This window comes from uncultured Escherichia sp., from assembly GCF_948475835.1.
In the GTDB taxonomy this organism is placed as follows: Bacteria; Pseudomonadota; Gammaproteobacteria; order Enterobacterales; family Enterobacteriaceae; genus ECMA0423.
In genome coordinates, this window is sequence record NZ_CAOLGM010000001.1 from 34,951 (window position 1) to 61,776 (window position 26,826).

At 52.1% G+C, this 26,826-nt stretch carries 23 protein-coding genes; 14 read left to right on the top strand and 9 right to left on the bottom strand.

The genetic code is table 11. The annotated features are described in order from the left end of the window. The first annotated feature begins 4 nt into the window (after positions 1-4). Positions 5-1,972, top strand: coding sequence for a p-hydroxybenzoic acid efflux pump subunit AaeB (gene aaeB, locus QZF50_RS00155; protein ID WP_290388807.1), 1,968 nt, complete (start codon positions 5-7; stop codon positions 1,970-1,972). A gap of 91 nt (positions 1,973-2,063) precedes the next feature. Then, positions 2,064-2,336, top strand: a complete 273-nt coding sequence (locus tag QZF50_RS00160) for a barstar family protein (RefSeq protein WP_001029013.1) — start codon at positions 2,064-2,066, stop codon at positions 2,334-2,336. 55 nt (positions 2,337-2,391) lie between these two features. Here the strand turns inward: QZF50_RS00160 and yhcN are convergent, their stop codons facing one another. Together yhcN and argR are read right to left on the bottom strand one after the other, a co-directional pair. Further along, entirely contained in the window at positions 2,392-2,655 is a 264-nt protein-coding gene (gene yhcN, locus QZF50_RS00165; protein WP_000695690.1) for a peroxide/acid stress response protein YhcN, read from the bottom strand. A gap of 364 nt (positions 2,656-3,019) precedes the next feature. Then, a complete protein-coding gene (argR, locus tag QZF50_RS00170; protein WP_001257846.1) occupies positions 3,020-3,490 on the bottom strand; it encodes a transcriptional regulator ArgR in 471 nt (156 codons plus the stop codon). Between the two features lie 434 nt (positions 3,491-3,924). On the opposite strand from argR, the gene mdh reads away from it, so the two are divergent. After that, positions 3,925-4,863: a malate dehydrogenase gene (gene mdh, locus QZF50_RS00175; protein ID WP_001297453.1), complete on the top strand. Its 939-nt coding sequence runs from the start codon at positions 3,925-3,927 to the stop codon at positions 4,861-4,863. A gap of 62 nt (positions 4,864-4,925) precedes the next feature. Here mdh and degS read toward each other — a convergent pair whose 3' ends face one another. From degS to zapG, 3 genes are all read right to left on the bottom strand, one after another. After that, positions 4,926-5,993 (bottom strand): outer membrane-stress sensor serine endopeptidase DegS, encoded by a 1,068-nt coding sequence (gene degS / locus QZF50_RS00180; protein ID WP_000497723.1) that lies wholly within the window; start codon positions 5,991-5,993, stop codon positions 4,926-4,928. An 89-nt stretch (positions 5,994-6,082) separates the two neighbouring features. Then, positions 6,083-7,450 (bottom strand): serine endoprotease DegQ, encoded by a 1,368-nt coding sequence (gene degQ, locus QZF50_RS00185; RefSeq protein ID WP_001295271.1) that lies wholly within the window; start codon positions 7,448-7,450, stop codon positions 6,083-6,085. 153 nt (positions 7,451-7,603) lie between these two features. Continuing rightward, positions 7,604-8,002 (bottom strand): Z-ring associated protein ZapG, encoded by a 399-nt coding sequence (zapG, locus tag QZF50_RS00190; RefSeq protein ID WP_001295270.1) that lies wholly within the window; start codon positions 8,000-8,002, stop codon positions 7,604-7,606. Between the two features lie 193 nt (positions 8,003-8,195). Here zapG and zapE point away from each other — a divergent pair, with 193 nt between their 5' ends. The 5 genes from zapE to sspB all read left to right on the top strand — a co-directional run bounded on the left by zapE (position 8,196) and on the right by sspB (position 11,914). After that, the gene (gene zapE, locus QZF50_RS00195; protein WP_001192340.1) at positions 8,196-9,323 is read left to right on the top strand and encodes a cell division protein ZapE; all 1,128 of its coding nucleotides are present in this window, start codon (positions 8,196-8,198) and stop codon (positions 9,321-9,323) included. Positions 9,324-9,541: 218 nt separating this feature from the next. Then, positions 9,542-9,970, top strand: a complete 429-nt coding sequence (gene rplM / locus QZF50_RS00200; RefSeq protein WP_000847559.1) for a 50S ribosomal protein L13 — start codon at positions 9,542-9,544, stop codon at positions 9,968-9,970. 15 nt (positions 9,971-9,985) lie between these two features. After that, positions 9,986-10,378: a 30S ribosomal protein S9 gene (rpsI, locus tag QZF50_RS00205; protein WP_000829818.1), complete on the top strand. Its 393-nt coding sequence runs from the start codon at positions 9,986-9,988 to the stop codon at positions 10,376-10,378. 394 nt (positions 10,379-10,772) lie between these two features. After that, positions 10,773-11,411, top strand: a complete 639-nt coding sequence (gene sspA / locus QZF50_RS00210; protein ID WP_000257293.1) for a stringent starvation protein SspA — start codon at positions 10,773-10,775, stop codon at positions 11,409-11,411. A 5-nt stretch (positions 11,412-11,416) separates the two neighbouring features. Next, a complete protein-coding gene (gene sspB / locus QZF50_RS00215; protein WP_000366129.1) occupies positions 11,417-11,914 on the top strand; it encodes a ClpXP protease specificity-enhancing factor in 498 nt (165 codons plus the stop codon). A 42-nt stretch (positions 11,915-11,956) separates the two neighbouring features. Here sspB and dcuC read toward each other — a convergent pair whose 3' ends face one another. After that, the gene (gene dcuC / locus QZF50_RS00220) at positions 11,957-13,324 is read right to left on the bottom strand and encodes an anaerobic C4-dicarboxylate transporter DcuC (protein WP_000467002.1); all 1,368 of its coding nucleotides are present in this window, start codon (positions 13,322-13,324) and stop codon (positions 11,957-11,959) included. Positions 13,325-13,703: 379 nt separating this feature from the next. Between dcuC and nanR the strand changes: the two genes are divergently transcribed. The 6 genes from nanR to nanQ all read left to right on the top strand — a co-directional run bounded on the left by nanR (position 13,704) and on the right by nanQ (position 19,179). Beyond that, positions 13,704-14,495, top strand: coding sequence for a transcriptional regulator NanR (nanR, locus tag QZF50_RS00225; protein WP_000523844.1), 792 nt, complete (start codon positions 13,704-13,706; stop codon positions 14,493-14,495). Positions 14,496-14,616: 121 nt separating this feature from the next. Next, on the top strand, positions 14,617-15,510 hold the full coding sequence (gene nanA, locus QZF50_RS00230; RefSeq protein WP_000224721.1) for an N-acetylneuraminate lyase: 894 nt from the start codon (positions 14,617-14,619) through the stop codon (positions 15,508-15,510). 108 nt (positions 15,511-15,618) lie between these two features. Next, positions 15,619-17,109 (top strand): sialic acid transporter NanT, encoded by a 1,491-nt coding sequence (gene nanT / locus QZF50_RS00235; RefSeq protein ID WP_000108459.1) that lies wholly within the window; start codon positions 15,619-15,621, stop codon positions 17,107-17,109. Positions 17,110-17,156: 47 nt separating this feature from the next. Continuing rightward, positions 17,157-17,846, top strand: coding sequence for an N-acetylmannosamine-6-phosphate 2-epimerase (locus tag QZF50_RS00240; protein WP_000054239.1), 690 nt, complete (start codon positions 17,157-17,159; stop codon positions 17,844-17,846). Next, entirely contained in the window at positions 17,843-18,718 is an 876-nt protein-coding gene (nanK, locus tag QZF50_RS00245; RefSeq protein WP_000209003.1) for an N-acetylmannosamine kinase, read from the top strand. The genes QZF50_RS00240 and nanK overlap by 4 nt, the downstream gene beginning before the upstream one ends. Continuing rightward, entirely contained in the window at positions 18,715-19,179 is a 465-nt protein-coding gene (gene nanQ / locus QZF50_RS00250) for an N-acetylneuraminate anomerase (protein WP_000979882.1), read from the top strand. The genes nanK and nanQ overlap by 4 nt, the downstream gene beginning before the upstream one ends. 59 nt (positions 19,180-19,238) lie before the next feature. Here nanQ and QZF50_RS00255 read toward each other — a convergent pair whose 3' ends face one another. From QZF50_RS00255 to gltB, 3 genes are all read right to left on the bottom strand, one after another. Then, a complete protein-coding gene (locus QZF50_RS00255; RefSeq protein WP_000445144.1) occupies positions 19,239-20,366 on the bottom strand; it encodes a PDDEXK nuclease domain-containing protein in 1,128 nt (375 codons plus the stop codon). 183 nt (positions 20,367-20,549) lie between these two features. After that, positions 20,550-21,968: a glutamate synthase subunit GltD gene (gene gltD / locus QZF50_RS00260; protein WP_000081674.1), complete on the bottom strand. Its 1,419-nt coding sequence runs from the start codon at positions 21,966-21,968 to the stop codon at positions 20,550-20,552. 12 nt (positions 21,969-21,980) lie between these two features. Then, entirely contained in the window at positions 21,981-26,441 is a 4,461-nt protein-coding gene (gene gltB / locus QZF50_RS00265) for a glutamate synthase large subunit (RefSeq protein WP_001364217.1), read from the bottom strand. Between the last annotated feature and the right edge of the window lie 385 nt (positions 26,442-26,826).

Below are 26,826 nucleotides of genomic sequence, written 5' to 3' on the forward strand. Positions count from 1 at the left end.
CACGATGGGTATTTTCTCCATTGCTAACCAACATATTCGCTTTGCGGTAAAACTGGCGACCGCCATTGTACTGGCGCTGTTTGTTGGCTTTCACTTCCAGCTGGAAACGCCACGCTGGGCGGTACTGACAGCGGCGATTGTTGCTGCCGGTCCGGCCTTTGCTGCGGGAGGTGAACCGTATTCTGGCGCTATTCGCTATCGTGGCTTTTTGCGCATCATCGGCACATTTATTGGCTGTATTGCCGGACTGGTGATCATCATTGCGATGATCCGCGCACCATTATTGATGATTCTGGTGTGCTGTATCTGGGCCGGTTTTTGTACCTGGATATCCTCGCTGGTACGAATAGAAAACTCGTATGCGTGGGGGCTGGCCGGTTATACCGCGCTGATCATTGTGATCACCATTCAGCCTGAACCATTGCTTACGCCGCAGTTTGCCGTCGAACGTTGTAGCGAGATCGTTATCGGTATTGTGTGTGCAATTATGGCGGATTTGCTCTTTTCTCCGCGATCGATCAAACAAGAAGTGGATCGAGAGCTGGAAAGTTTGCTGGTCGCGCAATATCAATTAATGCAACTCTGTATCAAGCATGGCGATGGTGAAGTTGTCGATAAAGCCTGGGGCGACCTGGTTCGACGCACCACGGCGCTACAAGGTATGCGCAGCAACCTGAATATGGAATCTTCCCGCTGGGCGCGGGCCAATCGACGTTTAAAAGCGATCAATACGCTATCGCTGACGCTGATTACCCAATCCTGCGAAACTTATCTTATTCAGAATACGCGCCCGGAATTGATCACTGATACTTTCCGCGAATTTTTTGACACACCGGTAGAAACCGCGCAGGACGTCCACAAGCAGCTCAAACGCCTGCGAAGAGTTATCGCCTGGACCGGGGAACGGGAAACGCCTGTCACCATTTATAGCTGGGTCGCGGCGGCAACGCGTTATCAGCTTCTCAAGCGCGGCGTTATCAGTAACACAAAAATCAACGCCACCGAAGAAGAGATCCTGCAAGGCGAACCGGAAGTAAAAGTAGAGTCAGCCGAACGTCATCATGCAATGGTTAACTTCTGGCGAACCACACTTTCCTGCATTCTGGGAACGCTTTTCTGGCTGTGGACGGGCTGGACTTCCGGTAGTGGTGCAATGGTGATGATTGCGGTCGTGACGTCACTGGCAATGCGTTTGCCGAATCCACGCATGGTGGCGATCGACTTTATCTACGGGACGCTGGCCGCGCTGCCGTTAGGGCTGCTCTACTTTTTGGTGATTATCCCTAATACCCATCAGAGCATGTTGCTGCTGTGCATTAGCCTGGCAGTGCTGGGATTCTTCCTCGGTATAGAAGTACAGAAACGGCGACTGGGCTCGATGGGGGCACTGGCCAGCACCATAAATATTATCGTGCTGGATAACCCGATGACTTTCCATTTCAGTCAGTTTCTCGACAGCGCATTAGGGCAAATCGTCGGCTGTGTGCTCGCGTTCACCGTTATTTTGCTGGTGCGGGATAAATCGCGCGACAGGACTGGACGTGTACTGCTTAATCAGTTTGTTTCTGCCGCTGTTTCCGCGATGACTACCAATGTGGCACGTCGTAAAGAGAACCACCTCCCGGCACTTTATCAGCAGCTGTTTTTGCTGATGAATAAGTTCCCAGGGGATTTGCCGAAATTTCGCCTGGCGCTGACGATGATTATCGCCCACCAGCGCCTGCGTGATGCGCCGATCCCGGTTAACGAGGATTTATCGGCGTTTCACCGACAAATGCGCCGCACAGCAGACCATGTGATATCTGCCCGTAGCGATGATAAACGTCGTCGGTACTTTGGTCAGTTGCTGGAAGAACTGGAAATCTACCAGGAAAAGCTACGCATCTGGCAAGCTCCACCGCAGGTGACGGAACCGGTTCATCGGCTGGCGGGGATGCTCCATAAGTATCAACATGCGTTGACCGATAGTTAAGTCAAAACCGACGCCAAAAGCGTCGGTTTTTTCATGGCTATACTTAGCGATGCACGGCAGAACTCGCCGCGAAACGTGACGGTGGCAACAGATGAATATTTATACCTTTGATTTTGATGAGATTGAGAGTCAGGAGGATTTTTATCGTGACTTTAGCCAAACCTTTGGTCTGGCGAAAGATAAGGTACGCGATCTCGACTCACTATGGGATGTGTTAATGAACGATGTCCTGCCGCTACCACTTGAGATTGAATTTGTTCATCTGGGAGAGAAAACGCGTCGCCGTTTTGGCGCGTTAATATTGCTGTTTGATGAGGCAGAGGAAGAGCTGGAAGGGCATTTGCGTTTTAATGTTCGTCATTAGCGCAAAAAAAAGCCCCCGAACCGGGGGCAATATCGTCGGACAAGACGATGAGGGTTTATTTGTACAGTTCAGCCGTAGCGTGCCAGGTGTCACCGCTACGAGCTTCAGTAATCTGGTAGGCCGTTGCGCCTTTCTCTTCCGCTTTTTTGTTCAGCATTTCACGCATATCCATTGGCGAAGACGCCACACCACTTACGGATACGGTCCCGATTGCTTCACGATTTTGTGCTTGTGCAGCATCAATGGAGTCGGCAGCGAATGCACCGAAAGAGAGAACAGAAAGTACGCTTAATGCAGCAACAGTGGTTTTGATTTTCATGATTTTTACCTCGACATAATCTTTTAGCTGGGCCTTTGTTTCGTGACCCATATCACAAAATCAAGTATACACTAATTATTGAACTAATTAATACCACGCTAACTGTTTCAGTTGATACTAAGTGTTAAAAATGTGAATTTTAATAACAAAAAAGTATTAAAAACACGGTTATTTATTATAAATACCAGTTTTTTCAATCAGATAATGAATTTTGCATAATGTGCTTTTTTTACCGTATGTATTCATTGTGTGAATGATATGTCGCGGTAAAACGCACTATTCGTTAAATGAATCGCAGGGGAAAGCAGGGGATTGAGAGGGATAAGCAACATTTTCCCCGCCGTCAGAAACGACGGGGCAGAGATTAAAGCTCCTGGTCGAACAGCTCTAAAATCGCTTCGTACAGGTCTTTGACGGTGAAACCGTTAGCAGGGGTGGTAAAGATGGTGTCATCGCCAGCGATGGTGCCCAGAATACCTTCTGCTTTGCCCAGTGAGTCCAGCAGGCGAGCAATTAACTGCGCCGCGCCAGGGCTGGTATGAATCACGACAACTGCATCGTTGTAGTCGATATCCAGCACCAGATTCTTCAATGGACTGGAGGTGGTTGGTACACCCAGTTCAGCTGGCAGGCAGTAAACCATTTCCATTTTGGCATTGCGTGTACGTACAGCACCAAACTTGGTCAACATCCGCGAGACTTTAGACTGATTAATATTGTCAAAGCCTTGCTCCTGCAACGCGGCGACGATTTCGCCCTGGGAGCTAAATTTCTCTTCTTTAAGTAATGCTTTAAATGCTTTAACTAGTTCTTCTTGCTTAGCCGAGCTTCGCATAAGTCACCCGATATGGTGGTTGATACAACATTATTGTGCATACAGATGAATTTTTATGCAAACAGTCAGCCCTGAAGAAGGCTGAAATAATGTTATGAAAGAGCGGGATTTTATCAAATTTCGTTATTGAGAAACATGCCTGCGTCACGGCATGCAAATTCTGCTTAAAAGTAAATTAATTGTTATCAAATTGATGTTGTTTTGGCTGAACGGTAGGGTATATTGTCACCACCTGTTGGAATGTTGCGCTAATGCATAAGCGACTGTTAATTACGTAAGTTAGGTTCCTGATTACGGCAATTAAATGCATAAACGCTAAACTTGCGTGACTACACATTCTTGAGATGTGGTCATTGTAAACGGCAATTTTGTGGATTAAGGTCGCGGCAGCGGAGCAACATATCTTAGTTTATCAATATAATAAGGAGTTTAGGATGAAAGTCGCAGTCCTCGGCGCTGCTGGCGGTATTGGCCAGGCGCTTGCACTACTGTTAAAAACCCAACTGCCTTCAGGTTCAGAACTCTCTCTGTATGATATCGCTCCAGTGACTCCCGGTGTGGCTGTCGATCTGAGCCATATCCCTACTGCTGTGAAAATCAAAGGTTTTTCTGGTGAAGATGCGACTCCGGCGCTGGAAGGCGCAGATGTCGTTCTTATCTCTGCAGGTGTAGCGCGTAAACCGGGTATGGATCGTTCCGACCTGTTTAACGTTAACGCCGGCATCGTGAAAAACCTGGTACAGCAAGTTTCGAAAACCTGCCCGAAAGCGTGCATTGGTATTATCACTAACCCGGTTAACACCACAGTTGCGATTGCTGCTGAAGTGCTGAAAAAAGCCGGTGTTTATGACAAAAACAAACTGTTCGGCGTTACCACGCTGGATATCATTCGTTCCAACACCTTTGTTGCGGAACTGAAAGGCAAACAGCCAGGCGAAGTTGAAGTGCCGGTTATTGGCGGTCACTCTGGTGTTACCATTCTGCCGCTGCTGTCACAGGTTCCTGGCGTTAGTTTTACCGAGCAGGAAGTGGCTGATCTGACCAAACGTATCCAGAACGCAGGTACTGAAGTGGTTGAAGCGAAAGCCGGTGGCGGGTCTGCAACCCTGTCTATGGGCCAGGCAGCTGCACGTTTTGGTCTGTCTCTGGTACGCGCACTGCAGGGCGAACAAGGCGTTGTCGAATGTGCCTATGTTGAAGGCGACGGTCAGTACGCACGTTTCTTCTCTCAACCGCTGCTGCTGGGTAAAAACGGCGTGGAAGAGCGTAAATCTATCGGTACCCTGAGCGCATTTGAACAGAGCGCACTGGAAGGTATGCTGGATACGCTGAAGAAAGATATCGCCCTGGGCGAAGAGTTCGTTAATAAGTAATTAATTAGCGAATAATAAAAAACCGGAGCACAGACTCCGGTTTTTTGTTTTGAGCACTCGACTTAATTGGTTGCCGGATATTCCTGAATGGTGACCTGCAGCGTTAACTGCTTATCATCACGCATCACTACAACCGGGATCACCGAACCAGGGCGAATTTCTGCCACCTGATCCATCGTCTCCAGAGCAGAGATGGCCGGTTTGTTATCCACCGAAATAATCAGATCGTTGACCTGAATACCCGCATTCGCCGCCGGGCCGTCAGGTGACACTTCATTAACCACGATCCCTTGCAGTTGATCTATACCACCGCCCTGCGCGTGCAGTGGTGCGATCTCGCGTCCGCCGATACCAATGTAGCCGCGGATCACGCGACCATCGCGGATCAGCTTATCCATAATTTTGGTTGCTAACTGGAAAGGAATCGCAAAGCCGATACCTTCCGGCGTTTCGCCATCGTTACTCTTATCAAACGACAGCGTGTTAATGCCCATCAGTTCTCCCAGCGAGTTCACCAGCGCGCCGCCAGAGTTACCGTGGTTAATGGAAGCATCGGTTTGCAGGAAGTTTTGCCGCCCGGTCGGGTTCAGACCGATTCGACCCGTAGCACTAATAATCCCCTGGGTAATGGTCTGCCCGAGGTTGTACGGGTTACCGATCGCCAGTACCACGTCGCCAATGTGCGGTACGCGACGTGCATTGATCGGAATGGTAGGTAAACCGCCAGTGGCATTAATTTTAAGTACCGCCAGATCGGTTAGAGAGTCAGATCCCACCAGCAATGCTTCAAATACACGTCCATCCTGTAAGGCGACGATGATCTGATCGGCGTCGTTGATTACGTGTTTATTGGTGATGATATAACCGCGTTGATCCATGATTACACCGGATCCCAGGGTGCGGATCTCAAGCTGGTTGTGAGAGTTGGTGTTCAAACCACGGTTGTAAACGTTAACCACCGCTGGCGCGGCGCGGCGAACCGCCAGATTATAGCTGGCAGGCGTCTCATCGGTACTGTCAAATTGCGGAGTGGAAAGCGGGTTAAGGCTGCGCAGCGAAGGCATGGCAACCAGCAGAATAGCGCCGACAATTAATCCAATCGCAACGGAACGTAAGAGCTTCACAAACATGATGGAGGCGTCATTAAAAAAGGGAACGGCAGCAGCATACCACGAGTTAACCGGACATCACACGTAAGCCTGATGCCCGGTTTACGACATTAACGCATCAGCAGATAGATGCTTTCATTGCCGCGTACAATTTGCAGGGCGATGATGGCCGGTTTTGCCGCCAGCACTTTACGCATTTCAGCAATCGAGTTCACCCGATCGCGGTTGACGCCAATGATCACATCGTCTTTTTGCAAGCCAGCCTGAGCAGCTGGGCTTCCTTTGACAACTTCATCGATTTTAATACCTTTGCCGCCATCTTTTAGCTGACCATCGCTCAACGTTGCACCTTCCAGCGCTGGCGTGATCATTTCAGCGCTGGCCGACGAAGAGGTGCTGGTATCGAGCGTCACTTCTACTTCCAGTGGTTTGCCGTTACGCAGCAGGCCAAGCTTCACTTTCGTGCCCGGCTCGGTGGTCGCGATACGAGAGCGCAACTCAGCAAAGCTATTCAGCGGTTTGCCGTTGAGGCTGGTAATAATATCGCCCGCTTTGACGCCCGCTTTTGCCGAGCCAGAACCTGGCAACACTTCGCTGACAAACGCGCCACGCTGCACGTCAAGGTTGAAGGCTTTGGCGATATCGGCACTCATCTCGGTGCCTTTGATGCCTAACAAACCGCGTTTGATTTCACCAAAGTCGATAAGCTGCTGCGCCAGTGTTCGCGCCATATTACTGGGGATGGCAAATCCAATCCCGACGCTCCCGCCGCCAGGCGCAAGGATTGCAGTGTTGATGCCAATTAACTCACCGTTAAGGTTTAATAGTGCACCGCCGGAGTTACCGCGGTTAATGGAAGCATCTGTCTGGATAAAGTTTTCCAGACCTTCAAGATTCAACCCGCTGCGGCCTAATGCGGAAACAATGCCAGAGGTGGCGGTTTGCCCAAGGCCAAATGGGTTACCGACCGCTACGGCAAAATCACCGACGCGCAATTTATCGGAGTCGGCAATAGCGATTTGCGTTAATTTGCTCGGGTTTTGAATTTGTAACAGGGCGATATCGCTCTGGTCATCGCTACCAATCAGTTTTGCATCAAACTCGCGCCCATCATTGAGCTGAATACTGATTTTCTGTGCCTGATTAATCACATGGTTGTTGGTCAGCACATAGCCTTTACTGGCGTTGATGATGACACCGGAGCCTAAACCTTCGAAGGGTTGTGCAGGTTGATCCGGTAAATCATCACCAAAAAACTTTTTGAATTCTTCCGGGATTTTCTGTCCCTGACTGGCCGTTCCTTCCACCCGTACGCTCACCACTGCCGGAAGCACTTTTTCCAGCATTGGAGCCAGACTGGGGAGAGGGGCCTGATCGGCAACCTGGCCTGGAATCGACGCGACGGCCTGAAATGACGCCGAGAGAGTTAACCCGACACTTAACGCTAATGCACTCAACAGCTGGGTTTGTTTTTTCATTATTCCTGCTCTCGTACCTGAATGATAAGAAAAGAGATTCAAAACAGTTTGATGTTATTGAATTTTCAGACGGCTAACAATGAGACACCAGATTAAATGATAGTCGGGGAGGGAGAGAAGAGGAGGGCGCAATGGCTGCGCCCGAAAAATAAATTAGTCGCGCTTCGCGCCAGTACGCAGCAGGCCGGATGCGCCTTCAGAATAGTCGCGAGGCATCTGCACCGGTGCCTGATCGTTGCTGGCTTCAGACTCTGCCAGACGATTACGGAACGGGTTTGCTTCTGCAGACAGTTCCGGCAGCAGGCTGCTGGAGCTTTTCGCCATGTGCTGATACAGCTGGCGATAGTCGTGCGCCATGGTATCCAGTAATTCCGCGCTGCGGGCAAAGTGGCTAACCAGCTCTTCGCGATACTCGTCCAGTTCAGCTTTATTCTTTTCCAGTTCGTACTGCAACGCCTGTTGCTGGCGTAGTTTACGATTACCAAAACGCATGGCCACAGCACCAATAATGATGCCGACGACTAACCCAATTAGCGCATATTCCCAGGTCATGAACATCTCCCGTTGTCTTTTGTTTCCGTAGGGTGTTGGCTTCAGGCTCCATGCCTGCGGCTGATTATGCCACTATAACCGTTAATTCCACAGAAGTGGAATCCCGACTGCATATCGCGTAGTGTAGAACGGCCTTTTTTTCGTCAACCGTGAACAACGGCGCACCGATTATTCAAGGAATAACAATAAGATCATGCAAAGCGTTACCCCAACATCGCAATACCTGAAGGCGCTCAATGAAGGCAGCCATCAACCCGACGACGTTCAAAAAGAGGCCGTCAGCCGCCTGGAAATTATTTATCAGGAACTCATCAATAGCACGCCACCAGCCCCCAGGACGAGTGGGCTAATGGCGCGGGTCGGTAAGCTGTGGGGTAAACGCGAAGACACAAAGCATACGCCAGTGCGTGGCTTATATATGTGGGGCGGTGTAGGACGCGGGAAAACCTGGCTGATGGACCTTTTCTATCAAAGCCTGCCGGGAGAGCGGAAACAGCGCCTGCACTTTCACCGTTTTATGCTGCGGGTGCATGAAGAGCTAACTGCCTTACAGGGGCAGACCGATCCGCTGGAAATTATTGCCGATCGCTTTAAAGCCGAAACTGACGTGCTCTGTTTTGACGAATTTTTTGTTTCTGATATTACCGACGCCATGCTACTTGGCGGTCTGATGAAAGCCCTGTTCGCCCGCGGCATTACCCTGGTAGCGACGTCAAATATTCCGCCGGATGAACTTTATCGAAATGGCCTGCAACGTGCGCGTTTTCTGCCTGCAATCGATGCCATTAAACAGCATTGTGATGTAATGAACGTGGACGCTGGTGTTGATTATCGACTGCGTACACTCACTCAGGCGCATCTGTGGCTTTCGCCACTCAACGATGAAACCCGGGCGCAGATGGATAAACTATGGTTGGCGCTGGCGGGGGCGAAACGAGAAAATTCACCGACGTTAGAAATCAACCATCGGCCATTGGCGACAATGGGCGTCGAGAACCAGACGCTGGCGGTCTCTTTTACTACGCTGTGCGTCGACGCCCGCAGTCAGCATGACTATATTGCGCTCTCACGTCTCTTTCATACGGTCATGTTGTTTGATGTACCAGTTATGACGCGGTTGATGGAGAGCGAAGCGCGGCGCTTTATTGCGCTGGTGGATGAGTTTTACGAGCGCCATGTCAAATTAGTGGTGAGTGCAGAAGTGCCGCTGTATGAAATTTATCAGGGCGATCGGCTGAAGTTTGAGTTCCAGCGTTGCCTGTCACGTCTGCAAGAGATGCAAAGCGAAGAGTATCTGAAGCGCGAGCATTTGGCGGGTTAAAACCTGTCACAAATCACAAAAAGGGGTCGATCTTTGACCCCGACTTCTCTATAATCCTGCGACCCCACGTTACAAGAAAGTTTTTTTCCCAAAACTTTTTGTGTGCTGGCATAGGCTATTCGAAGGGGTAGGTTTGCCGGACTTTGTCGTGTGAACCTCAACAATTGAAGACGTTTGGGTGTTCACCAACGTGTAACTATTTATTGGGTAAGCTTTTAATGAAAACTTTTACAGCTAAACCAGAAACCGTAAAACGCGACTGGTATGTTGTTGACGCGACCGGTAAAACTCTGGGCCGTCTGGCTACTGAACTGGCTCGTCGCCTGCGCGGTAAGCACAAAGCGGAATACACTCCGCACGTAGATACCGGTGATTACATCATCGTTCTGAACGCTGACAAAGTTGCTGTAACCGGCAACAAGCGTACTGACAAAGTGTACTATCACCACACCGGCCACATCGGTGGTATCAAACAAGCGACCTTTGAAGAGATGATTGCTCGCCGTCCTGAGCGTGTGATTGAAATCGCGGTTAAAGGCATGTTGCCAAAAGGCCCGCTGGGTCGTGCTATGTTCCGTAAACTGAAAGTTTACGCGGGTAACGAGCACAACCACGCGGCACAGCAACCGCAAGTTCTTGACATCTAATCGGGATTATAGGCAATGGCTGAAAATCAATACTACGGCACTGGTCGCCGCAAAAGTTCCGCAGCTCGCGTTTTCATCAAACCGGGCAACGGTAAAATCGTAATCAACCAACGTTCTCTGGAACAGTACTTCGGTCGTGAAACTGCTCGCATGGTAGTTCGTCAGCCGCTGGAACTGGTCGACATGGTTGAGAAACTGGACCTGTACATCACCGTTAAAGGTGGTGGTATCTCTGGTCAGGCTGGTGCGATCCGTCACGGTATCACCCGCGCTCTGATGGAATACGACGAGTCCCTGCGTTCTGAACTGCGTAAAGCTGGCTTCGTTACTCGTGACGCTCGTCAGGTTGAACGTAAGAAAGTCGGTCTGCGTAAAGCACGTCGTCGTCCGCAGTTCTCCAAACGTTAATTGGCTTCTGCTCCGGCAGAAAACAATTTGCGAAAAAACCCGCTTCGGCGGGTTTTTTTATGGTTAAATTCTGAATCAGCGTAAAAATTGGAAAGTTGCTTTTTGCTACCGTCTGACAGACAGGCAAAACAAAAACCACATCGCCAATAAGGGACTAAGTCAACTATTTCAGACTAAAGCGCATCTCTTTTTCCCCATTTCCGGCATCGACTCACCACAAAGGTCGCAAAATCTGGTAAACTATCATCCAATTTTCTGCCCAAATGTCGGGTATTGCTCATTTTTTGTTTGATTTTCGAACAAAGAGAGTCGTTCCTTACTGGGTAACACAACTTCTGACTGGCCACCTGGTGGCTGGTAGCAGTAAAAATTCTGACTATACCTGGAGGTTTTCATGGCTGTCGCTGCCAACAAACGTTCGGTAATGACGCTGTTTTCCGGTCCTACTGACATCTATAGCCATCAGGTCCGCATTGTGCTGGCTGAGAAAGGTGTAAGTTTCGAGATCGAACACGTGGAAAAGGACAATCCGCCTCAGGATCTGATTGACCTCAACCCGAATCAGAGCGTTCCGACCCTGGTGGATCGTGAGCTGACCCTGTGGGAATCTCGCATCATTATGGAATATCTGGATGAGCGTTTCCCGCATCCGCCACTGATGCCTGTTTACCCGGTAGCTCGCGGTGAAAGCCGTCTGTACATGCATCGCATCGAAAAAGACTGGTACACGCTGATGAACACCATCATCAACGGTTCAGCTTCTGAAGCAGATGCCGCACGTAAGCAACTGCGCGAAGAACTGCTGGCGATTGCGCCGGTCTTCGGTCAGAAGCCGTACTTCCTGAGCGATGAGTTCAGCCTGGTCGATTGCTATCTTGCTCCGCTGCTGTGGCGTCTGCCGCAACTGGGCATCGAGTTCAGCGGCCCGGGTGCGAAAGAGCTGAAAGGCTATATGACCCGCGTCTTTGAGCGTGACTCTTTCCTTGCTTCTTTAACTGAAGCAGAACGTGAAATGCGTCTGGGCCGGAGTTAATCTGTATGGATTTGTCACAGCTAACACCACGTCGTCCCTATCTGCTGCGTGCATTCTATGAGTGGTTGCTGGATAACCAGCTCACGCCGCACTTGGTGGTGGATGTGACGCTCCCTGGCGTGCAGGTTCCTATGGAATATGCGCGTGACGGGCAAATCGTACTCAACATTGCGCCGCGTGCTGTCGGCAATCTGGAACTGGCGAATGATGAGGTACGCTTTAACGCGCGCTTTGGCGGCATTCCGCGTCAGGTTTCTGTGCCGCTGGCTGCCGTGCTGGCTATCTACGCCCGTGAAAATGGCGCAGGCACGATGTTTGAGCCTGAAGCTGCCTACGATGAAGATACCAGCATCATGAATGATGAAGAGGCATCGGCAGACAACGAAACCGTTATGTCGGTTATTGATGGCGACAAGCCAGATCACGATGATGACACTCATCCTGACGATGAACCTCCGCAGCCACCACGCGGTGGTCGACCGGCATTACGCGTTGTGAAGTAATACAAAAACAGGCCCTGGTGGCCTGTTTTGTCTTTTAATGGCTTAATAAAATAGCGTGATTGTGGCAATCATATTCACCACGAAACCGACTGCCATGGGGATCGCTGTTCGCTTCACCACCGCAAAAGGCGAAACGCCTGCAATTCCTGACGTAACGACCACCACCGCAGTAATCGGCGAAACCGCGCGCGCTAGCGTCGTGGCAAAATGCATCGGCATAATCATTACAACCGCTGGTACATGTAGTCCGGCTGCGATATTCGGAATAAGACTGGCAAATGACATAAACGGCGCATTGCCAGAGCCCATCACAATGGCACAAATGGCAATGACTAGCGCCATAATAATCATCACGCCAATACCGCCCAGACCAGAATGCTCCGCACCCCTGATAACCGCATCAACAGTGCCAATCGTCGTTAAGCCTTTCGCAAATATTTCACCCGCGACCACCAGCGTTACCACGTTGGCAAACTGCGTACCCATGCCGTCAAAAAACGCCTGCACATCGTCCATTGTTTCGCGCAAGTTATGCTTGCGGAAGAACTCAACAAACATCGTCACCGTCAAACTCAGTAACATCACCACCACCAGATGCAGTTCTGACTGCATCAGCCCGATGTGGGCGAGGAACAGCGAGCCGAGCATCAAGATTAACGGCATCACAGGTAAAATGGCGTAATAGAGCGGCGGGACATTATCGAGAGCTTTTAGCTCTGCCTGTTCGTGATTGATATTTTTATCTTTTTTGTCAAAAGCGCGTTGCACGAAAAAGTGGGAGATCGCCACCGAGATAATGACGCAAGAGGCGACCGGAAGCTGGTAGTGGAAGAAGTAAGTGGCAATTTTCATTCCCGCGACCTGGGCTGCAAAAATGGAGTTCGTTTCCAGAATCCCCCACTCAATGGACATCGTGGTTGCGATAACCGCCACCGCAGAGAGGCGACTTACTCCCAGACTCACCAGCGTCGGAAATAAGGTGACCATCAGCAACATACCCAGGCCGGAGGCGCTGGTAATAAACTGCGCCATGATTTGGCCGATGACGTAAGTTGCCGACAGAATAATATACGGCGAGCGAATGAGTTTTAACGGGCGGCTTAGCAAGCTCACCATCGCGCGACTGGCTCCTGTGCGCTCCATGTAGCGGGCATAACCGCCCACCGCCATAATCGACAGCCCCAATCCGGCAATGCGGTTGGACAGCATGCGCAGGATTTCATTATAAATATCGACGATCAAGTAGCCGCTGCTTTTGGCGGGATCGAGTACACCACCGAACCCTAACCAGACACCGCACATCATCAGGAAGATACCTGCGGCAGCCAGCACCACCTGAGGTTTGTAGTTTTTCAGGATCAAATAGCCCATCGTAATTAATACGATGACAGATATAATTATGCCGAACATTGTTGAACTCCGTGTCAAAAGAAAACGGTCAATCCCATAAACGGCAGATTGAAAACAATGATGTTATATTTTTTGCAAGTCTATTTATGGTGCGGATGTCGTGTTTTTAATTGTAGGTGAGGTGGTTTTTCATTAAAAAATATGCGCTTATGATTATTTTGTAAGAACACATTCATAATATTCATAATGCTCGTGAATAGTCTTATGAATAATTCAAACGGGATGTTTTTATCTGCGTTACATTAATTTTTCGCAATAGTTAATTATTCCGTTAATTATGGTAATGATGAGGCACAAAGAGAAAAACCTGCCATTTTCCCCTACTTTCAATCCTGTGATAGGATGTCACTGATGATGTTAATCACACTGACCTTACAGAATGGGCCTTATGAACGCATTTGATTCGCAAACCGAAGATTCTTCACCTGCAATTGGTCGCAACTTGCGTAGCCGCCCGCTGGCGCGTAAAAAACTCTCCGAAATGGTGGAAGAAGAGCTGGAACAGATGATCCGCCGTCGTGAATTTGGCGAAGGTGAACAATTACCGTCTGAACGCGAACTGATGGCGTTCTTTAACGTCGGGCGTCCTTCTGTGCGCGAAGCGCTGGCAGCGTTAAAACGCAAAGGTCTGGTGCAAATAAACAACGGCGAACGCGCTCGCGTCTCGCGTCCTTCTGCGGACACTATCATCGGTGAGCTTTCCGGCATGGCGAAAGATTTCCTTTCTCATCCTGGTGGGATTGCCCATTTCGAACAATTACGTCTGTTCTTTGAATCCAGCCTGGTGCGCTATGCGGCTGAACACGCCACCGATGAGCAAATCGATTTGCTGGCAAAAGCACTGGAAATCAACAGTCAGTCGCTGGATAACAACGCGGCATTCATTCGTTCAGACGTTGATTTCCACCGCGTGCTGGCGGAGATCCCAGGTAACCCAATCTTCATGGCGATCCACGTTGCCCTGCTCGACTGGCTAATCGCCGCACGTCCAACCGTGGCTGATCAGGCTCTGCACGAGCATAACAACGTTAGCTATCAACAGCATATTGCGATCGTTGACGCGATCCGCCGCCACGATCCTGACGAAGCCGATCGTGCGTTGCAATCGCATCTCAACAGCGTCTCTGCTACCTGGCACGCCTTCGGTCAGACCACCAACAAAAAGAAATAATGCCACTTTAGTGAAGCAGATCGCATTATAAGCTTTCTGTATGGGGTGTTGCTTAATTGATCTGGTATAACAGGTATAAAGGTATATCGTTTATCAGACAAGCATCACTTCAGAGGTATTTATGGCAACGAATTTACGTGGCGTAATGGCTGCACTCCTGACTCCTTTTGACCAACAACAAGCACTGGATAAAGCGAGTCTGCGTCGCCTGGTTCAGTTCAATATTCAGCAGGGCATCGACGGTTTATACGTGGGTGGTTCGACCGGCGAGGCCTTTGTACAAAGCCTTTCCGAGCGTGAACAGGTACTGGAAATCGTCGCCGAAGAGGCGAAAGGTCAGATTAAACTCATCGCCCACGTCGGTTGCGTCAGCACCGCCGAAAGCCAACAACTTGCGGCATCGGCTAAACGTTATGGCTTCGATGCCGTCTCCGCCGTCACGCCGTTCTACTATCCTTTCAGCTTTGAAGAACACTGCGATCACTATCGGGCAATTATTGATTCGGCGGATGGTTTGCCGATGGTGGTGTACAACATTCCAGCCCTGAGTGGGGTAAAACTGACCCTGGATCAGATCAACACACTTGTTACGTTGCCTGGCGTAGGTGCGCTGAAACAGACCTCTGGCGATCTCTATCAGATGGAGCAGATCCGTCGTGAACATCCTGATCTGGTGCTCTATAACGGTTACGACGAAATCTTCGCCTCTGGTCTTCTGGCGGGCGCTGATGGTGGTATCGGTAGTACCTACAACATCATGGGCTGGCGTTATCAGGGGATTGTGAAGGCGCTGAAAGAAGGCGATATCCAGACCGCGCAGAAGCTGCAAACCGAATGTAATAAAGTCATTGATTTACTGATCAAAACGGGCGTATTCCGCGGCCTGAAAACTGTCCTGCATTATATGGATGTCGTTTCTGTGCCGCTGTGCCGCAAACCGTTTGGTCCGGTAGATGAAAAATATCTGCCAGAACTGAAGGCGCTGGCCCAGCAGTTGATGCAAGAGCGCGGGTGAGTTGTTTCCCCTCGCTCGCCCCTACCGGGTGAGGGGAAATAAACGCATCTGTACCCTACAATTTTCATACCAAAGCGTGTGGGCATCGCCCACCGCGGGAGACTCACAATGAGTACTACAACCCAGAATATCCCGTGGTATCGCCATCTCAATCGTGCACAATGGCGGGCATTTTCCGCTGCCTGGTTGGGATATCTGCTTGACGGTTTTGATTTCGTTTTAATCGCCCTGGTACTCACCGAAGTACAGGGTGAATTCGGGCTGACGACGGTGCAGGCGGCAAGTCTGATCTCCGCAGCCTTTATCTCTCGCTGGTTCGGCGGCCTGATGCTCGGCGCTATGGGTGACCGCTACGGGCGTCGTCTGGCAATGGTCACCAGCATCGTTCTCTTCTCGGCCGGGACGCTGGCCTGCGGCTTTGCGCCAGGCTACATCACCATGTTTATCGCTCGTCTGGTCATCGGCATGGGGATGGCGGGTGAATACGGTTCCAGCGCCACCTATGTCATTGAAAGCTGGCCAAAACATCTGCGTAACAAAGCCAGTGGTTTTTTGATTTCAGGCTTCTCTGTGGGGGCCGTCGTTGCCGCTCAGGTCTATAGCCTGGTGGTTCCGGTCTGGGGTTGGCGTGCGCTGTTCTTTATCGGCATTTTGCCAATCATCTTTGCTCTCTGGCTGCGTAAAAACATCCCGGAAGCGGAAGACTGGAAAGAGAAACACGCAGGTAAAGCACCAGTACGCACAATGGTGGATATTCTCTACCGTGGTGAACATCGCATTGCCAATATCGTAATGACACTGGCGGCGGCTACTGCGCTGTGGTTCTGCTTCGCCGGTAACCTGCAAAATGCTGCAATCGTCGCTGTTCTCGGGCTGTTATGCGCCGCAATCTTTATCAGCTTTATGGTGCAAAGTACGGGTAAACGCTGGCCAACGGGCGTAATGCTGATGGTGGTCGTGTTGTTTGCTTTCCTCTACTCATGGCCGATTCAGGCGCTGCTGCCAACGTATCTGAAAACCGATCTGGCTTATAACCCGCATACTGTCGCCAATGTGCTGTTCTTTAGTGGCTTTGGCGCGGCCGTGGGATGCTGCGTAGGTGGCTTCCTCGGTGACTGGCTGGGAACCCGCAAAGCGTACGTTTGTAGCCTGCTGGCCTCGCAGCTGCTGATTATTCCGGTATTTGCGATTGGCGGCGCAAACGTCTGGGTGCTCGGTCTGTTACTGTTCTTCCAGCAAATGCTTGGACAAGGGATCGCCGGGATCTTACCGAAACTGATTGGCGGTTATTTCGATACCGACCAGCGTGCAGCGGGCCTGGGCTTTACCTACAACGTTGGCGCATTGGGCGGCGCACTGGCCCCAATCATCGGCGCGTTGATCGCTCAACGTCTGGATCTGGGTACTGCGCTGGCATCGCTCTCGTTCAGTCTGACGTTCGTGGTGATCCTGCTGATTGGTCTGGATATGCCTTCCCGCGTTCAGCGTTGGCTGCGCCCGGAAGCATTGCGTACTCATGACGCTATCGACGGCAAACCATTTAGCGGTGCCGTGCCATTTGGCAGCGCCAAAAACGATTTAGTCAAAACCAAAAGTTAATCCTGTTGCCCGGTCTATGTACCGGGCCTTTCGCTAAGGGAAGATGTATGTCGTTACTTGCACAACTGGATCAAAAAATCGCTGCTAACGGTGGCCTGATTGTCTCCTGCCAGCCGGTTCCGGACAGTCCGCTCGATAAACCCGAAATCGTCGCCGCCATGGCATTAGCGGCAGAGCAGGCGGGCGCGGTTGCCATTCGCATTGAAGGTGTGGCAAATCTGCAAGCCACGCGTGCGGTGGTGAGCGTGCCAATTATCGGGATTGTGAAACGCGATCTGGAGGATTCTCCGGTACGCATCACGGCCTATATTGAAGATGTCGATGCGCTGGCGCAGGCGGGCGCGGACATTATCGCCATTGACGGCACCGACCGCCCGCGTCCGGTGCCTGTTGAAACGCTGCTGGCACGTATTCACCATCACGGTTTACTGGCGATGACCGACTGCTCAACGCCGGAAGACGGCCTGGCATGCCAAAAGCTGGGAGCCGAAATTATTGGCACTACGCTTTCTGGCTATACCACGCCTGAAACGCCAGAAGAGCCGGATCTGGCGCTGGTGAAAACGTTGAGCGACGCCGGATGTAGGGTGATTGCCGAAGGGCGTTACAACACGCCTGCTCAGGCGGCAGATGCGATGCGCCACGGCGCGTGGGCGGTGACGGTCGGTTCTGCCATTACGCGTCTTGAACACATTTGTCAGTGGTACAACACAGCGATGAAAAAGGCGGTGCTATGACCACGCTGGCGATTGATATCGGCGGTACTAAACTTGCCGCCGCGCTGATTGGCGCTGACGGGCAGATCCGCGATCGTCGTGAACTTCCTACGCCAGCCAGCCAGACACCAGAAGCCTTGCGTGATGCCTTATCCGCATTAGTCTCTCCGTTGCAAGCTCATGCGCAGCGGGTTGCCATCGCTTCAACCGGGATTATTCGCGACGGCAGCTTGCTGGCGCTGAATCCGCATAATCTTGGTGGATTGCTACACTTTCCGTTAGTCAAAACGCTGGAACAACTTACCGATTTGCCGACCATTGCCATTAACGACGCGCAGGCTGCAGCATGGGCGGAGTATCAGGCGCTGGAAGGCGATGTAACCGAGATGGTGTTTATCACCGTTTCCACTGGCGTCGGCGGCGGTGTAGTGAGCGGCGGCAAACTGCTTACCGGCCCTGGCGGTCTGGCGGGGCATATCGGGCATACGCTTGCCGATCCACACGGCCCGGTCTGTGGCTGTGGACGCACAGGTTGCGTGGAGGCGATTGCTTCTGGTCGCGGCATTGCGGCGGCAGCGCAGGGTGAACTGGCGGGCGCGGATGCGAGAACTATTTTCACACGCGCCGGGCAGGGCGACGAGCAGGCGCAGCAGCTGATTCACCGCTCCGCACGTACGCTTGCAAGGCTGATCGCTGATATTAAAGCCACAACTGATTGCCAGTGCGTGGTGGTCGGTGGCAGCGTTGGGCTGGCAGAAGGGTATCTGGCGCTGGTGGAAACGTATCTGGCGCAGGAGCCAGCGGCATTTCATGTTGATTTACTGGCGGCGCACTACCGCCACGATGCAGGTTTACTTGGGGCTGCGCTGTTGGCCCAGGGCGAAAAATTATGATGATGGGTGAAGTACAGTCATTACCGTCTGCTGGGTTACATCCTGCGTTACAGGACGCGTTAACGCTGGCATTAGCTGCCAGACCGCAAGAAAAAGCGCCGGGTCGTTACGAATTACAGGGCGACAATATCTTTATGAATGTCATGACGTTTAACACTCAATCGCCCGTCGAGAAAAAAGCGGAATTGCACGAGCAATACATTGATATCCAACTGTTATTAAACGGTGAGGAACGGATTCTGTTTGGCATGGCAGGCACTGCGCGCCAGTGTGAAGAGTTCCACCATGAGGATGATTATCAGCTTTGCAGCACCATTGATAACGAGCAAGCCATCATCTTAAAACCGGGAATGTTCGCCGTGTTTATGCCAGGTGAACCGCATAAACCAGGATGCGTTGTCGGCGAGCCTGGAGAGATTAAAAAGGTTGTGGTGAAGGTTAAGGCTGATTTAATGGCTTAAAACTTAGTTCGTTTTAAAGATTCTGCAGACACTGTCTGCAGAATTCGAAACCGCTGAAATTAACGGCGTCTATAGCCTTCCTCTAGCACCGCCTGTGTTCGAACGAGTTCATCTGCGAGTCGTTTCTCATCAGGTAGTTGCATCTTATATTCGCTTGCCAGAACGGTGTTAGGCAAACCTGCCAGAGCATAATGTGCTTCTCCGGCTCCTTTCTCTGCACAGAGAACCAGACCGATGGGCGGATTTTCATCCGGTAGCGTCCAGTGCTCTTTGGCGTAGTTGAGATACATATTCATCTGTCCGGCATCGCTATAGCTGAATTTGCCCACTTTTAGATCGACGATTAGTAGGCAGCGTAAACGGCGGTGGAAAAACAGCAGATCGACACGAAACCAGTTGTCATCAATGCGTAATCTTCGCTGCCGACCAACAAAGGCAAAATCATCCCCAAGTTCCAGCATGAAATCCATCAGGTGGTTGATCAGCGCCTCCTCGAAATCAGATTCTGAATATTCATCTTTCAATTCCAGAAATTCGAGCACAAAGGGATCGCGTATCGCCTGTTGCGGAAGAATATGCGTCTCGGTAGGAGCGTGTTGTTGCAGCATGGCTGATTTGTCATGTGACAGTAGTGTTCGCTCATAAAATTGGGTCGCAATTTGCCGTTCTAGCTGGCGAACAGACCAGCCACAGCGGAGCGTCTCTTTTTCATAAAAGCTGCGGGCGTCAGCGTTTTTAACGGAAAGTAAACGGACGTAGGTGGACCAGGGCAGGGGGAAAGATTTGGCAGACAGCGTCTGCCAAATCTTTGCCGATGGGAATTCTGCAGATGGTGTCTGCGGAATTCCCAATGGTGTTAATTCGCCAGACACTGTCTGGCGAATTTCAACATGTTGAAAAAAGAGGTAAAAAAGCCTCATTTGGCGTAAGTTTTTTGCAGAGAACCCACGCTTATACCTTAGACTTAAATCCTTTGATAGTCGCTTGATTAGCTGCGCACCATACGCAGCCCTGGCCTCGCCACCTTGTTCAAATTCGACAATTCGTCGGCCAATTTCCCAGTATGTCGCGGTCATCAGCGCGTTAACGCTACGTACCGTTTCCGTCCGGGCGCTATCGACCAGATGAATAATACCGTCGTGGATTTGCTGGTAGCCTGTTGAGGTTCTCTCTGAGAGCGATTCCATTATCTGTCCCTTTATATGGCGCTGCGTTGAATAATGGAATCAGCTATACGCCGGGCATCTACCGGTAACAATCCAGATGAGCGTATTACATTGGTTTTCTTCAGATTATGCGAGGCGCTTTCCAGAAAGAAAGGAGAATTTCAGCGCCGACTCTTTTCTGAGGAGGCGGCGCTGGGACAGAGCTTAAACTTCCAGCCAGTTCATAATACCGTCTGCCGCCTTACGACCTTCGGCAATAGCGGTTACCACCAGATCGGAACCACGGACGATATCGCCGCCAGCAAAGATTTTCGGGTTGCTGGTCTGGAAGGCGTTGTCGCTGCCTTCCGGGGCGATGATGCGGCCTTGTGAATCCAGCTCGACGCTGTGTTTTGCCAGCCATTCCATGTTGTGTGGACGGAAACCAAACGCCATGATCACTGCATCTGCCGGAACGATATGTTCGGAACCTGCAACGATCTCCGCGCGGCGACGGCCTTTGGCATCCGGTTCGCCCATTTCGGTACGTACCATTTTTACGCCGCTGACTTTACCGTTACCGTTCACTTCAATCCCCAGTGGCTGGACGTTGAATTTGAACTCTACGCCTTCTTCCCGCGCGTTTTTCACTTCGCGGCGGGAACCCGGCATGTTCTCTTCATCACGACGATAGGCACAGGTAACGTGCTTCGCTCCCTGGCGCACGGACGTACGCACGCAGTCCATCGCAGTGTCGCCACCGCCAAGGACCACCACGCGTTTGCCTTCCATGCTGACGAACGGTTCGTCGCGGGTTTCACCAAAGCCCATTAACTGTTTGGTGTTGGCGATAAGGAACGGCAGCGCTGCGTACACGCCATCGGCGTCTTCGTTTTCCAGCCCGCCGCGCATTGACTGATAAGTCCCGACGCCAAGGAAGACGGCATCGTAATCACTCAGCAGATCGTCCAGCTGCACGTCGCGGCCCACTTCGGTATTGAGTTTGAATTCAATACCCATGCCGGTGAAGATTTCACGGCGACGCGTCATTACCTCTTTTTCCAGCTTGAAGGCCGGAATACCGAAGGTCAGCAGCCCGCCAATTTCTGGATGACGGTCGAAGACAACGGCTTTTACGCCGTTACGCGTCAGGACATCCGCACACGCCAGACCTGCCGGGCCTGCGCCGATAATCGCCACTTTTTTACCGGTTTGCTTCACGCCGGACATATCCGGACGCCAGCCCATTTCGAACGCTTTATCATTGATATAACGCTCAATGTTGCCGATGGTCACCGCGCCAAACTCATCGTTCAGAGTGCAGGAACCTTCGCACAGACGGTCTTGCGGGCAGACTCGTCCGCAAACTTCCGGCAGGGTGTTGGTCTGGTGCGACAGTTCCGCCGCTTCAAAAATACGCCCCTCGTTGGCGAGCTTCAGCCAGTTCGGGATGTAGTTGTGTACCGGACATTTCCACTCGCAGTATGGGTTGCCGCACGACAGGCAGCGGTCAGCCTGCGCTTTGGCCTGGCCTTCGGAAAACGGCTCGTAAATTTCAACAAACTCAATTTTGCGGATCTTCAGCGGTTTCTTTGGCGGATCAACGCGCTGCAGGTCGATAAATTGATAAACATTCTGACTCATTGTTGCTACCCCTTACTGCGCCTGCACGCGCAACTCTGCTGCGCTACGACTACGATGACCCAGCAGTGCTTTTACATCACTGGACTTCGGTTTAACCAGCGCAAATTTAGTGGCGAAGGTTGACCAGTTCGCCAGAATCTCTTCACCGCGCTGAGAGCCAGTATGCTGAACATGCTCGGTGATAAGACCGCGCAGATGCTCTTCATGGATCGCCAGATCGTCAACGCTTAAGACCTCGACCAGTTCCGGGTTAACGCGTTTGCGGAAATCACCGCTTTCATCGAGAACGTAAGCGAAGCCGCCGGTCATGCCCGCACCGAAGTTAACGCCGGTTTTACCCAGAATACAGACAATACCGCCCGTCATATATTCACAGCCGTTGTCGCCAATGCCTTCTACCACGGTGATAGCACCGGAGTTCCGCACGCCGAAACGTTCACCCGCGCGGCCTGCGGCATACAGACGACCACCGGTCGCGCCATACAGGCAGGTGTTGCCGATAATACTTGCTTCATGGCTGCGGAAGGCGGAACCAACCGGAGGACGAATGGCGATTAAGCCGCCCGCCATGCCTTTACCGACATAGTCGTTGGCATCCCCGGTCAGGTACAGTTCCACGCCGCCCGCGTTCCACACACCGAAACTCTGGCCTGCGGTGCCGTTGAAGTACGCTTTGATAGGATCGGCTGCCAGCCCCTGATCGCCGTGCGTCTGGGCGATATAGCCTGAAAGCGACGCGCCGACAGAACGGTCGGTGTTGCGAATATCGAACCAGAAGGTTTTGCTCTGGCGTTCATCGACAAACGGTTTCGCCTGTTGCAGCAACTGCGCGTTCAGCAGGCCGTTATCAAACGGTGGGTTGTTTTCGGTGCAGTAGAGTGCCTTACCTGGATGCGGTTCGGCGGTCTCCAGCAGCTTCGACAGCGCCAGTTTTTGCTGTTTGGCGGTGAAACCGTCCAGTTCTTTCAGCAGGTCGGTGCGACCAATCAGATCCACCAGACGCGTTACACCCAGCTGTGCCATCAGCTCGCGGGTTTCACGGGCAATAAATTCAAAGTAATTGGTAACCTTGAACGGCAGGCCGTGATAGTGGTTCTTACGCAGTTTGTCATCCTGAGTTGCTACACCCGTTGCGCAGTTGTTCAGATGGCAAATACGTAGATATTTACAGCCGAGCGCCACCATCGGGCCAGTGCCGAAGCCGAAGCTTTCTGCGCCGAGAATCGCCGCTTTGATGATATCAACACCGGTTTTCAGGCCGCCATCGACCTGCAAACGGATCTTATGACGCAGACCATTGGCAACCAGCGCCTGCTGGGTTTCAACAAGCCCCAGCTCCCACGGGCAACCTGCGTATTTCACTGACGACAGCGGGCTTGCGCCGGTGCCACCGTCATAGCCTGCGATGGTGATTAAATCGGCATAAGCTTTTGCCACGCCAGTCGCGATGGTGCCTACGCCCGGTTCGGAAACCAGCTTCACGGAGATCATCGCTTTCGGGTTAACCTGCTTGAGGTCGAAAATGAGCTGCGCTAAGTCCTCGATAGAGTAGATATCGTGGTGCGGCGGCGGGGAGATCAGCGTCACTCCGGGCACCGAATAGCGCAGTTTGGCGATGTAAGGAGTGACTTTGTCGCCCGGCAACTGACCGCCTTCGCCCGGCTTCGCGCCCTGGGCGACTTTAATCTGAATGACGTCGGCATTGACCAGATACGCCGGAGTAACGCCGAAGCGACCAGAAGCCACCTGCTTGATGCGCGACACTTTGTTAGTGCCATAGCGCGCCGGGTCTTCGCCGCCTTCACCGGAGTTCGAGTTACCGCCGATGCTATTCATCGCTTCCGCCAGCGCCTCGTGGGCTTCCGGGCTTAACGCGCCGATAGACATCGCGGCGGTATCAAAGCGTTTAAACAGTTCGCTTGCCGGTTCAACATCAGCAATGTTGACCGCGTTTTCACCCGGCGTAATTGCCAGCAGATCGCGCAGCGTGGTTGCCGGACGCTCATTAACCAGCTTCGCGTATTCCTGATAGTCGCTGTACTCGCCGCTTTGTACCGCCTGTTGCAGCGTGCGCACCACGTCCGGGTTGTAAGCGTGGTATTCGCCGCCGTGGACGTATTTCAGCAGGCCGCCCTGGCTGATGGGCTTACGCGCCAGCCAGGCACGTTTCGACAGGTTCAGCAGATCCTGCTGGAAGTCTTCAAAGCTCGCCCCACCAATGCGGCTGACCGCCCCCTGGAAGCACAGGCCCACTACATCATCGTGCAGACCGACCGCTTCAAACAGTTTCGAGCAGCGGTAAGAGGCGATGGTGGAGATGCCCATTTTGGACATGATTTTGTACAAGCCTTTGTTGATGCCGTTACGGTAGTTGAGCATCACGGTACGATAATCTTTGGCAATCGCATGGGTGTCTACCAGGCGGCCCAGCGTTTCATAGGCAAGGTATGGATAAATAGCCGTCGCGCCGAAGCCCAGCAACACGGCGAAGTGGTGCGGATCGCGGGCGCTGGCGGTTTCGACGATGATGTTGGCATCGCAACGCAGGCTTTGATCGACCAGACGGGTCTGGATCGCGCCAACCGCCATCGGGGCTGGAACCGGCAGGCGATCTTTAGCGATATTCCGGTCGGAGAGCACCAGCAGCACGGTGCCGCTACGTACCATTTTTTCGGCTTTGTCGCACAGCTCTTTGACTGTCGCTTCGAGCGTGGTTTTAGTGACGTCAAAGGTGATATCCAGCGTATCTGCGCGGTAGTGCTCCTCTTTCATCGTCGTGAGCTGTTTGAAATCGGAGTAGAGCAGAATCGGCGATTTAAAGCTTAAACGGTGCGCCTGGCCCTCTGCTTCGCAAAAGACGTTCATTTCACGACCGATACTGGTGGCGAGCGACATAACATGCGCTTCACGCAGCGGGTCGATTGGCGGGTTAGTCACCTGGGCAAACTGCTGGCGGAAGTAGTCGTAAATAATGCGCGGCTGACTGGAGAGCACGGCGAATGGGGTATCATCGCCCATCGAACCGACCGCTTCCTGACCGTTTTCGCCCAGTACGCGAATTACGGAGTCCAGCTCTTCCGCGCTGTAGTTAAACTGTTTCTGGTAGCTGGCAAGCGTGTCGTCGTCCAGTTCGCGGCTACCCACTTCTTCATCGGGCAGATCTTCAAACGGTACCAGTCGGCGGACGTTTTTCTCCATCCACTCTTTATATGGATGGCGGCTTTTCAGATCGTCATCGGTTTCTGCCGAGTGCAGAATACGCCCACTGCGGGTGTCGATCACCATCAGTTCGCCTGGCCCGACGCGGCCTTTTTCGACCACTTCGTCAGGCTGATAATCCCAGATACCGACTTCAGAGGCGCAGGTGATGAGCTTGTCTTTGGTAATGACGTAGCGTGCCGGACGCAGACCGTTACGGTCGAGGTTACAGGCAGCGAAGCGACCATCGGACATCACGATGCCCGCCGGGCCATCCCACGGCTCCATATGCATGGAGTTAAAGTCAAAGAAGGCACGCAGTTCCGGGTCCATATCCGGGTTGTTCTGCCAGGCGGGTGGTACTAATAGACGCATGGCGCGGATGATATCCATCCCGCCTGCCAGCAGCAGTTCCAGCATGTTATCCATCGAACTGGAGTCAGAACCGGTTTCGTTGACGAACGGTGCGGCGTCGTGCAGATCAGGGATCAGCGGCGTCTGGAATTTATAGGTACGCGCACGCGCCCATTGGCGGTTACCGGTGATGGTGTTGATTTCACCGTTATGCGCCAGGTAGCGGAACGGCTGCGCCAGCGGCCAGCGCGGTACGGTGTTAGTGGAGAAGCGCTGGTGGAACAGGCAGATGGCCGATTCCAGACGCAGGTCCGCAAGATCCAGATAAAAGCGCGGCAGATCCGCCGGCATACACAGACCTTTATAGATGTTCACCAGATTCGACAGGCTACAGACGTAGAAGTCTTTGTCGGCTTCGAGACGCTTTTCAATGCGGCGGCGGGCGATAAACAGACGGCGCTCCATATCGCGCGGACGCCAGCCTGCCGGAGCGTTAACGAAAATTTGCTCAATGTGGGGCAGAGAGGAGAGGGCGATTTCACCCAGCACGCCTTCGTTAGTGGGGACATCACGCCAGCCCACAATCGACAAGGTTTCGCGTTGCAGCTCTTCTTCAACGATGCGGCGTGCGGCAGCGGCGAGTTCAGGATCTTTATTCAGGAAGAGCATCCCGACAGCGTAGTTTTTTGCTAAACGCCAGCCGCGCTCCTGCGCAACGATGCGAAAAAAGCGATCCGGTTTTTGTAACAGCAAGCCGCAACCGTCGCCGGTTTTACCATCGGCGAGAATCGCGCCACGGTGCTGCATGCGGGCCAGTGCGTGTATTGCAGTACGCACTACCTTGTGGCTAGGTTCGCCTTCTATGTGGGCGATCAGGCCGAAACCACAGTTATCCCTCTCAAGGGATTTATCGTACAACATATCGTGAACCTCCCCCAGGCTCTGCGGGAACCCCACTTCCGAACCGCTGCGCACGGGCACAGAAAGAGCGTGGCGACGGGGTTTGCGTGTCATACGCGCGCCTCGCATTCGCCCCCTTGTTGTCCTTTTCGCATCGGTTAATACGGTGAAGAGGGGATCTCAATTACTGCATAAATATGATGAGCAGGCTGCTCATCCAGAAAGCTTCCAGCGGATTTCCAACTTATCGGGAAAGCTGATACAGGTCAAATGGCAAGCTTATTGATACAGAAATGTGCTTTAGCGCAAAATTCTTTATTAAATTACTGAAATTAAAATGGATTTTATCTTTAAGGCTAAAAGGGAAGTCGTTAGAGAAACAGTCAATTCCTGACTGTCATAAAGG

Coding starts and splice junctions, on each gene's coding strand:
- aaeB (WP_290388807.1), top strand. CDS start 5: ATGGGTATTTTCTCCATTGCTAACCAACATATTCGCTTTGCGGTAAAA.
- QZF50_RS00160 (WP_001029013.1), top strand. CDS start 2,064: ATGAATATTTATACCTTTGATTTTGATGAGATTGAGAGTCAGGAGGAT.
- yhcN (WP_000695690.1), bottom strand. CDS start 2,655: ATGAAAATCAAAACCACTGTTGCTGCATTAAGCGTACTTTCTGTTCTC.
- argR (WP_001257846.1), bottom strand. CDS start 3,490: ATGCGAAGCTCGGCTAAGCAAGAAGAACTAGTTAAAGCATTTAAAGCA.
- mdh (WP_001297453.1), top strand. CDS start 3,925: ATGAAAGTCGCAGTCCTCGGCGCTGCTGGCGGTATTGGCCAGGCGCTT.
- degS (WP_000497723.1), bottom strand. CDS start 5,993: ATGTTTGTGAAGCTCTTACGTTCCGTTGCGATTGGATTAATTGTCGGC.
- degQ (WP_001295271.1), bottom strand. CDS start 7,450: ATGAAAAAACAAACCCAGCTGTTGAGTGCATTAGCGTTAAGTGTCGGG.
- zapG (WP_001295270.1), bottom strand. CDS start 8,002: ATGACCTGGGAATATGCGCTAATTGGGTTAGTCGTCGGCATCATTATT.
- zapE (WP_001192340.1), top strand. CDS start 8,196: ATGCAAAGCGTTACCCCAACATCGCAATACCTGAAGGCGCTCAATGAA.
- rplM (WP_000847559.1), top strand. CDS start 9,542: ATGAAAACTTTTACAGCTAAACCAGAAACCGTAAAACGCGACTGGTAT.
- rpsI (WP_000829818.1), top strand. CDS start 9,986: ATGGCTGAAAATCAATACTACGGCACTGGTCGCCGCAAAAGTTCCGCA.
- sspA (WP_000257293.1), top strand. CDS start 10,773: ATGGCTGTCGCTGCCAACAAACGTTCGGTAATGACGCTGTTTTCCGGT.
- sspB (WP_000366129.1), top strand. CDS start 11,417: ATGGATTTGTCACAGCTAACACCACGTCGTCCCTATCTGCTGCGTGCA.
- dcuC (WP_000467002.1), bottom strand. CDS start 13,324: ATGTTCGGCATAATTATATCTGTCATCGTATTAATTACGATGGGCTAT.
- nanR (WP_000523844.1), top strand. CDS start 13,704: ATGGGCCTTATGAACGCATTTGATTCGCAAACCGAAGATTCTTCACCT.
- nanA (WP_000224721.1), top strand. CDS start 14,617: ATGGCAACGAATTTACGTGGCGTAATGGCTGCACTCCTGACTCCTTTT.
- nanT (WP_000108459.1), top strand. CDS start 15,619: ATGAGTACTACAACCCAGAATATCCCGTGGTATCGCCATCTCAATCGT.
- QZF50_RS00240 (WP_000054239.1), top strand. CDS start 17,157: ATGTCGTTACTTGCACAACTGGATCAAAAAATCGCTGCTAACGGTGGC.
- nanK (WP_000209003.1), top strand. CDS start 17,843: ATGACCACGCTGGCGATTGATATCGGCGGTACTAAACTTGCCGCCGCG.
- nanQ (WP_000979882.1), top strand. CDS start 18,715: ATGATGATGGGTGAAGTACAGTCATTACCGTCTGCTGGGTTACATCCT.
- QZF50_RS00255 (WP_000445144.1), bottom strand. CDS start 20,366: ATGGAATCGCTCTCAGAGAGAACCTCAACAGGCTACCAGCAAATCCAC.
- gltD (WP_000081674.1), bottom strand. CDS start 21,968: ATGAGTCAGAATGTTTATCAATTTATCGACCTGCAGCGCGTTGATCCG.
- gltB (WP_001364217.1), bottom strand. CDS start 26,441: ATGTTGTACGATAAATCCCTTGAGAGGGATAACTGTGGTTTCGGCCTG.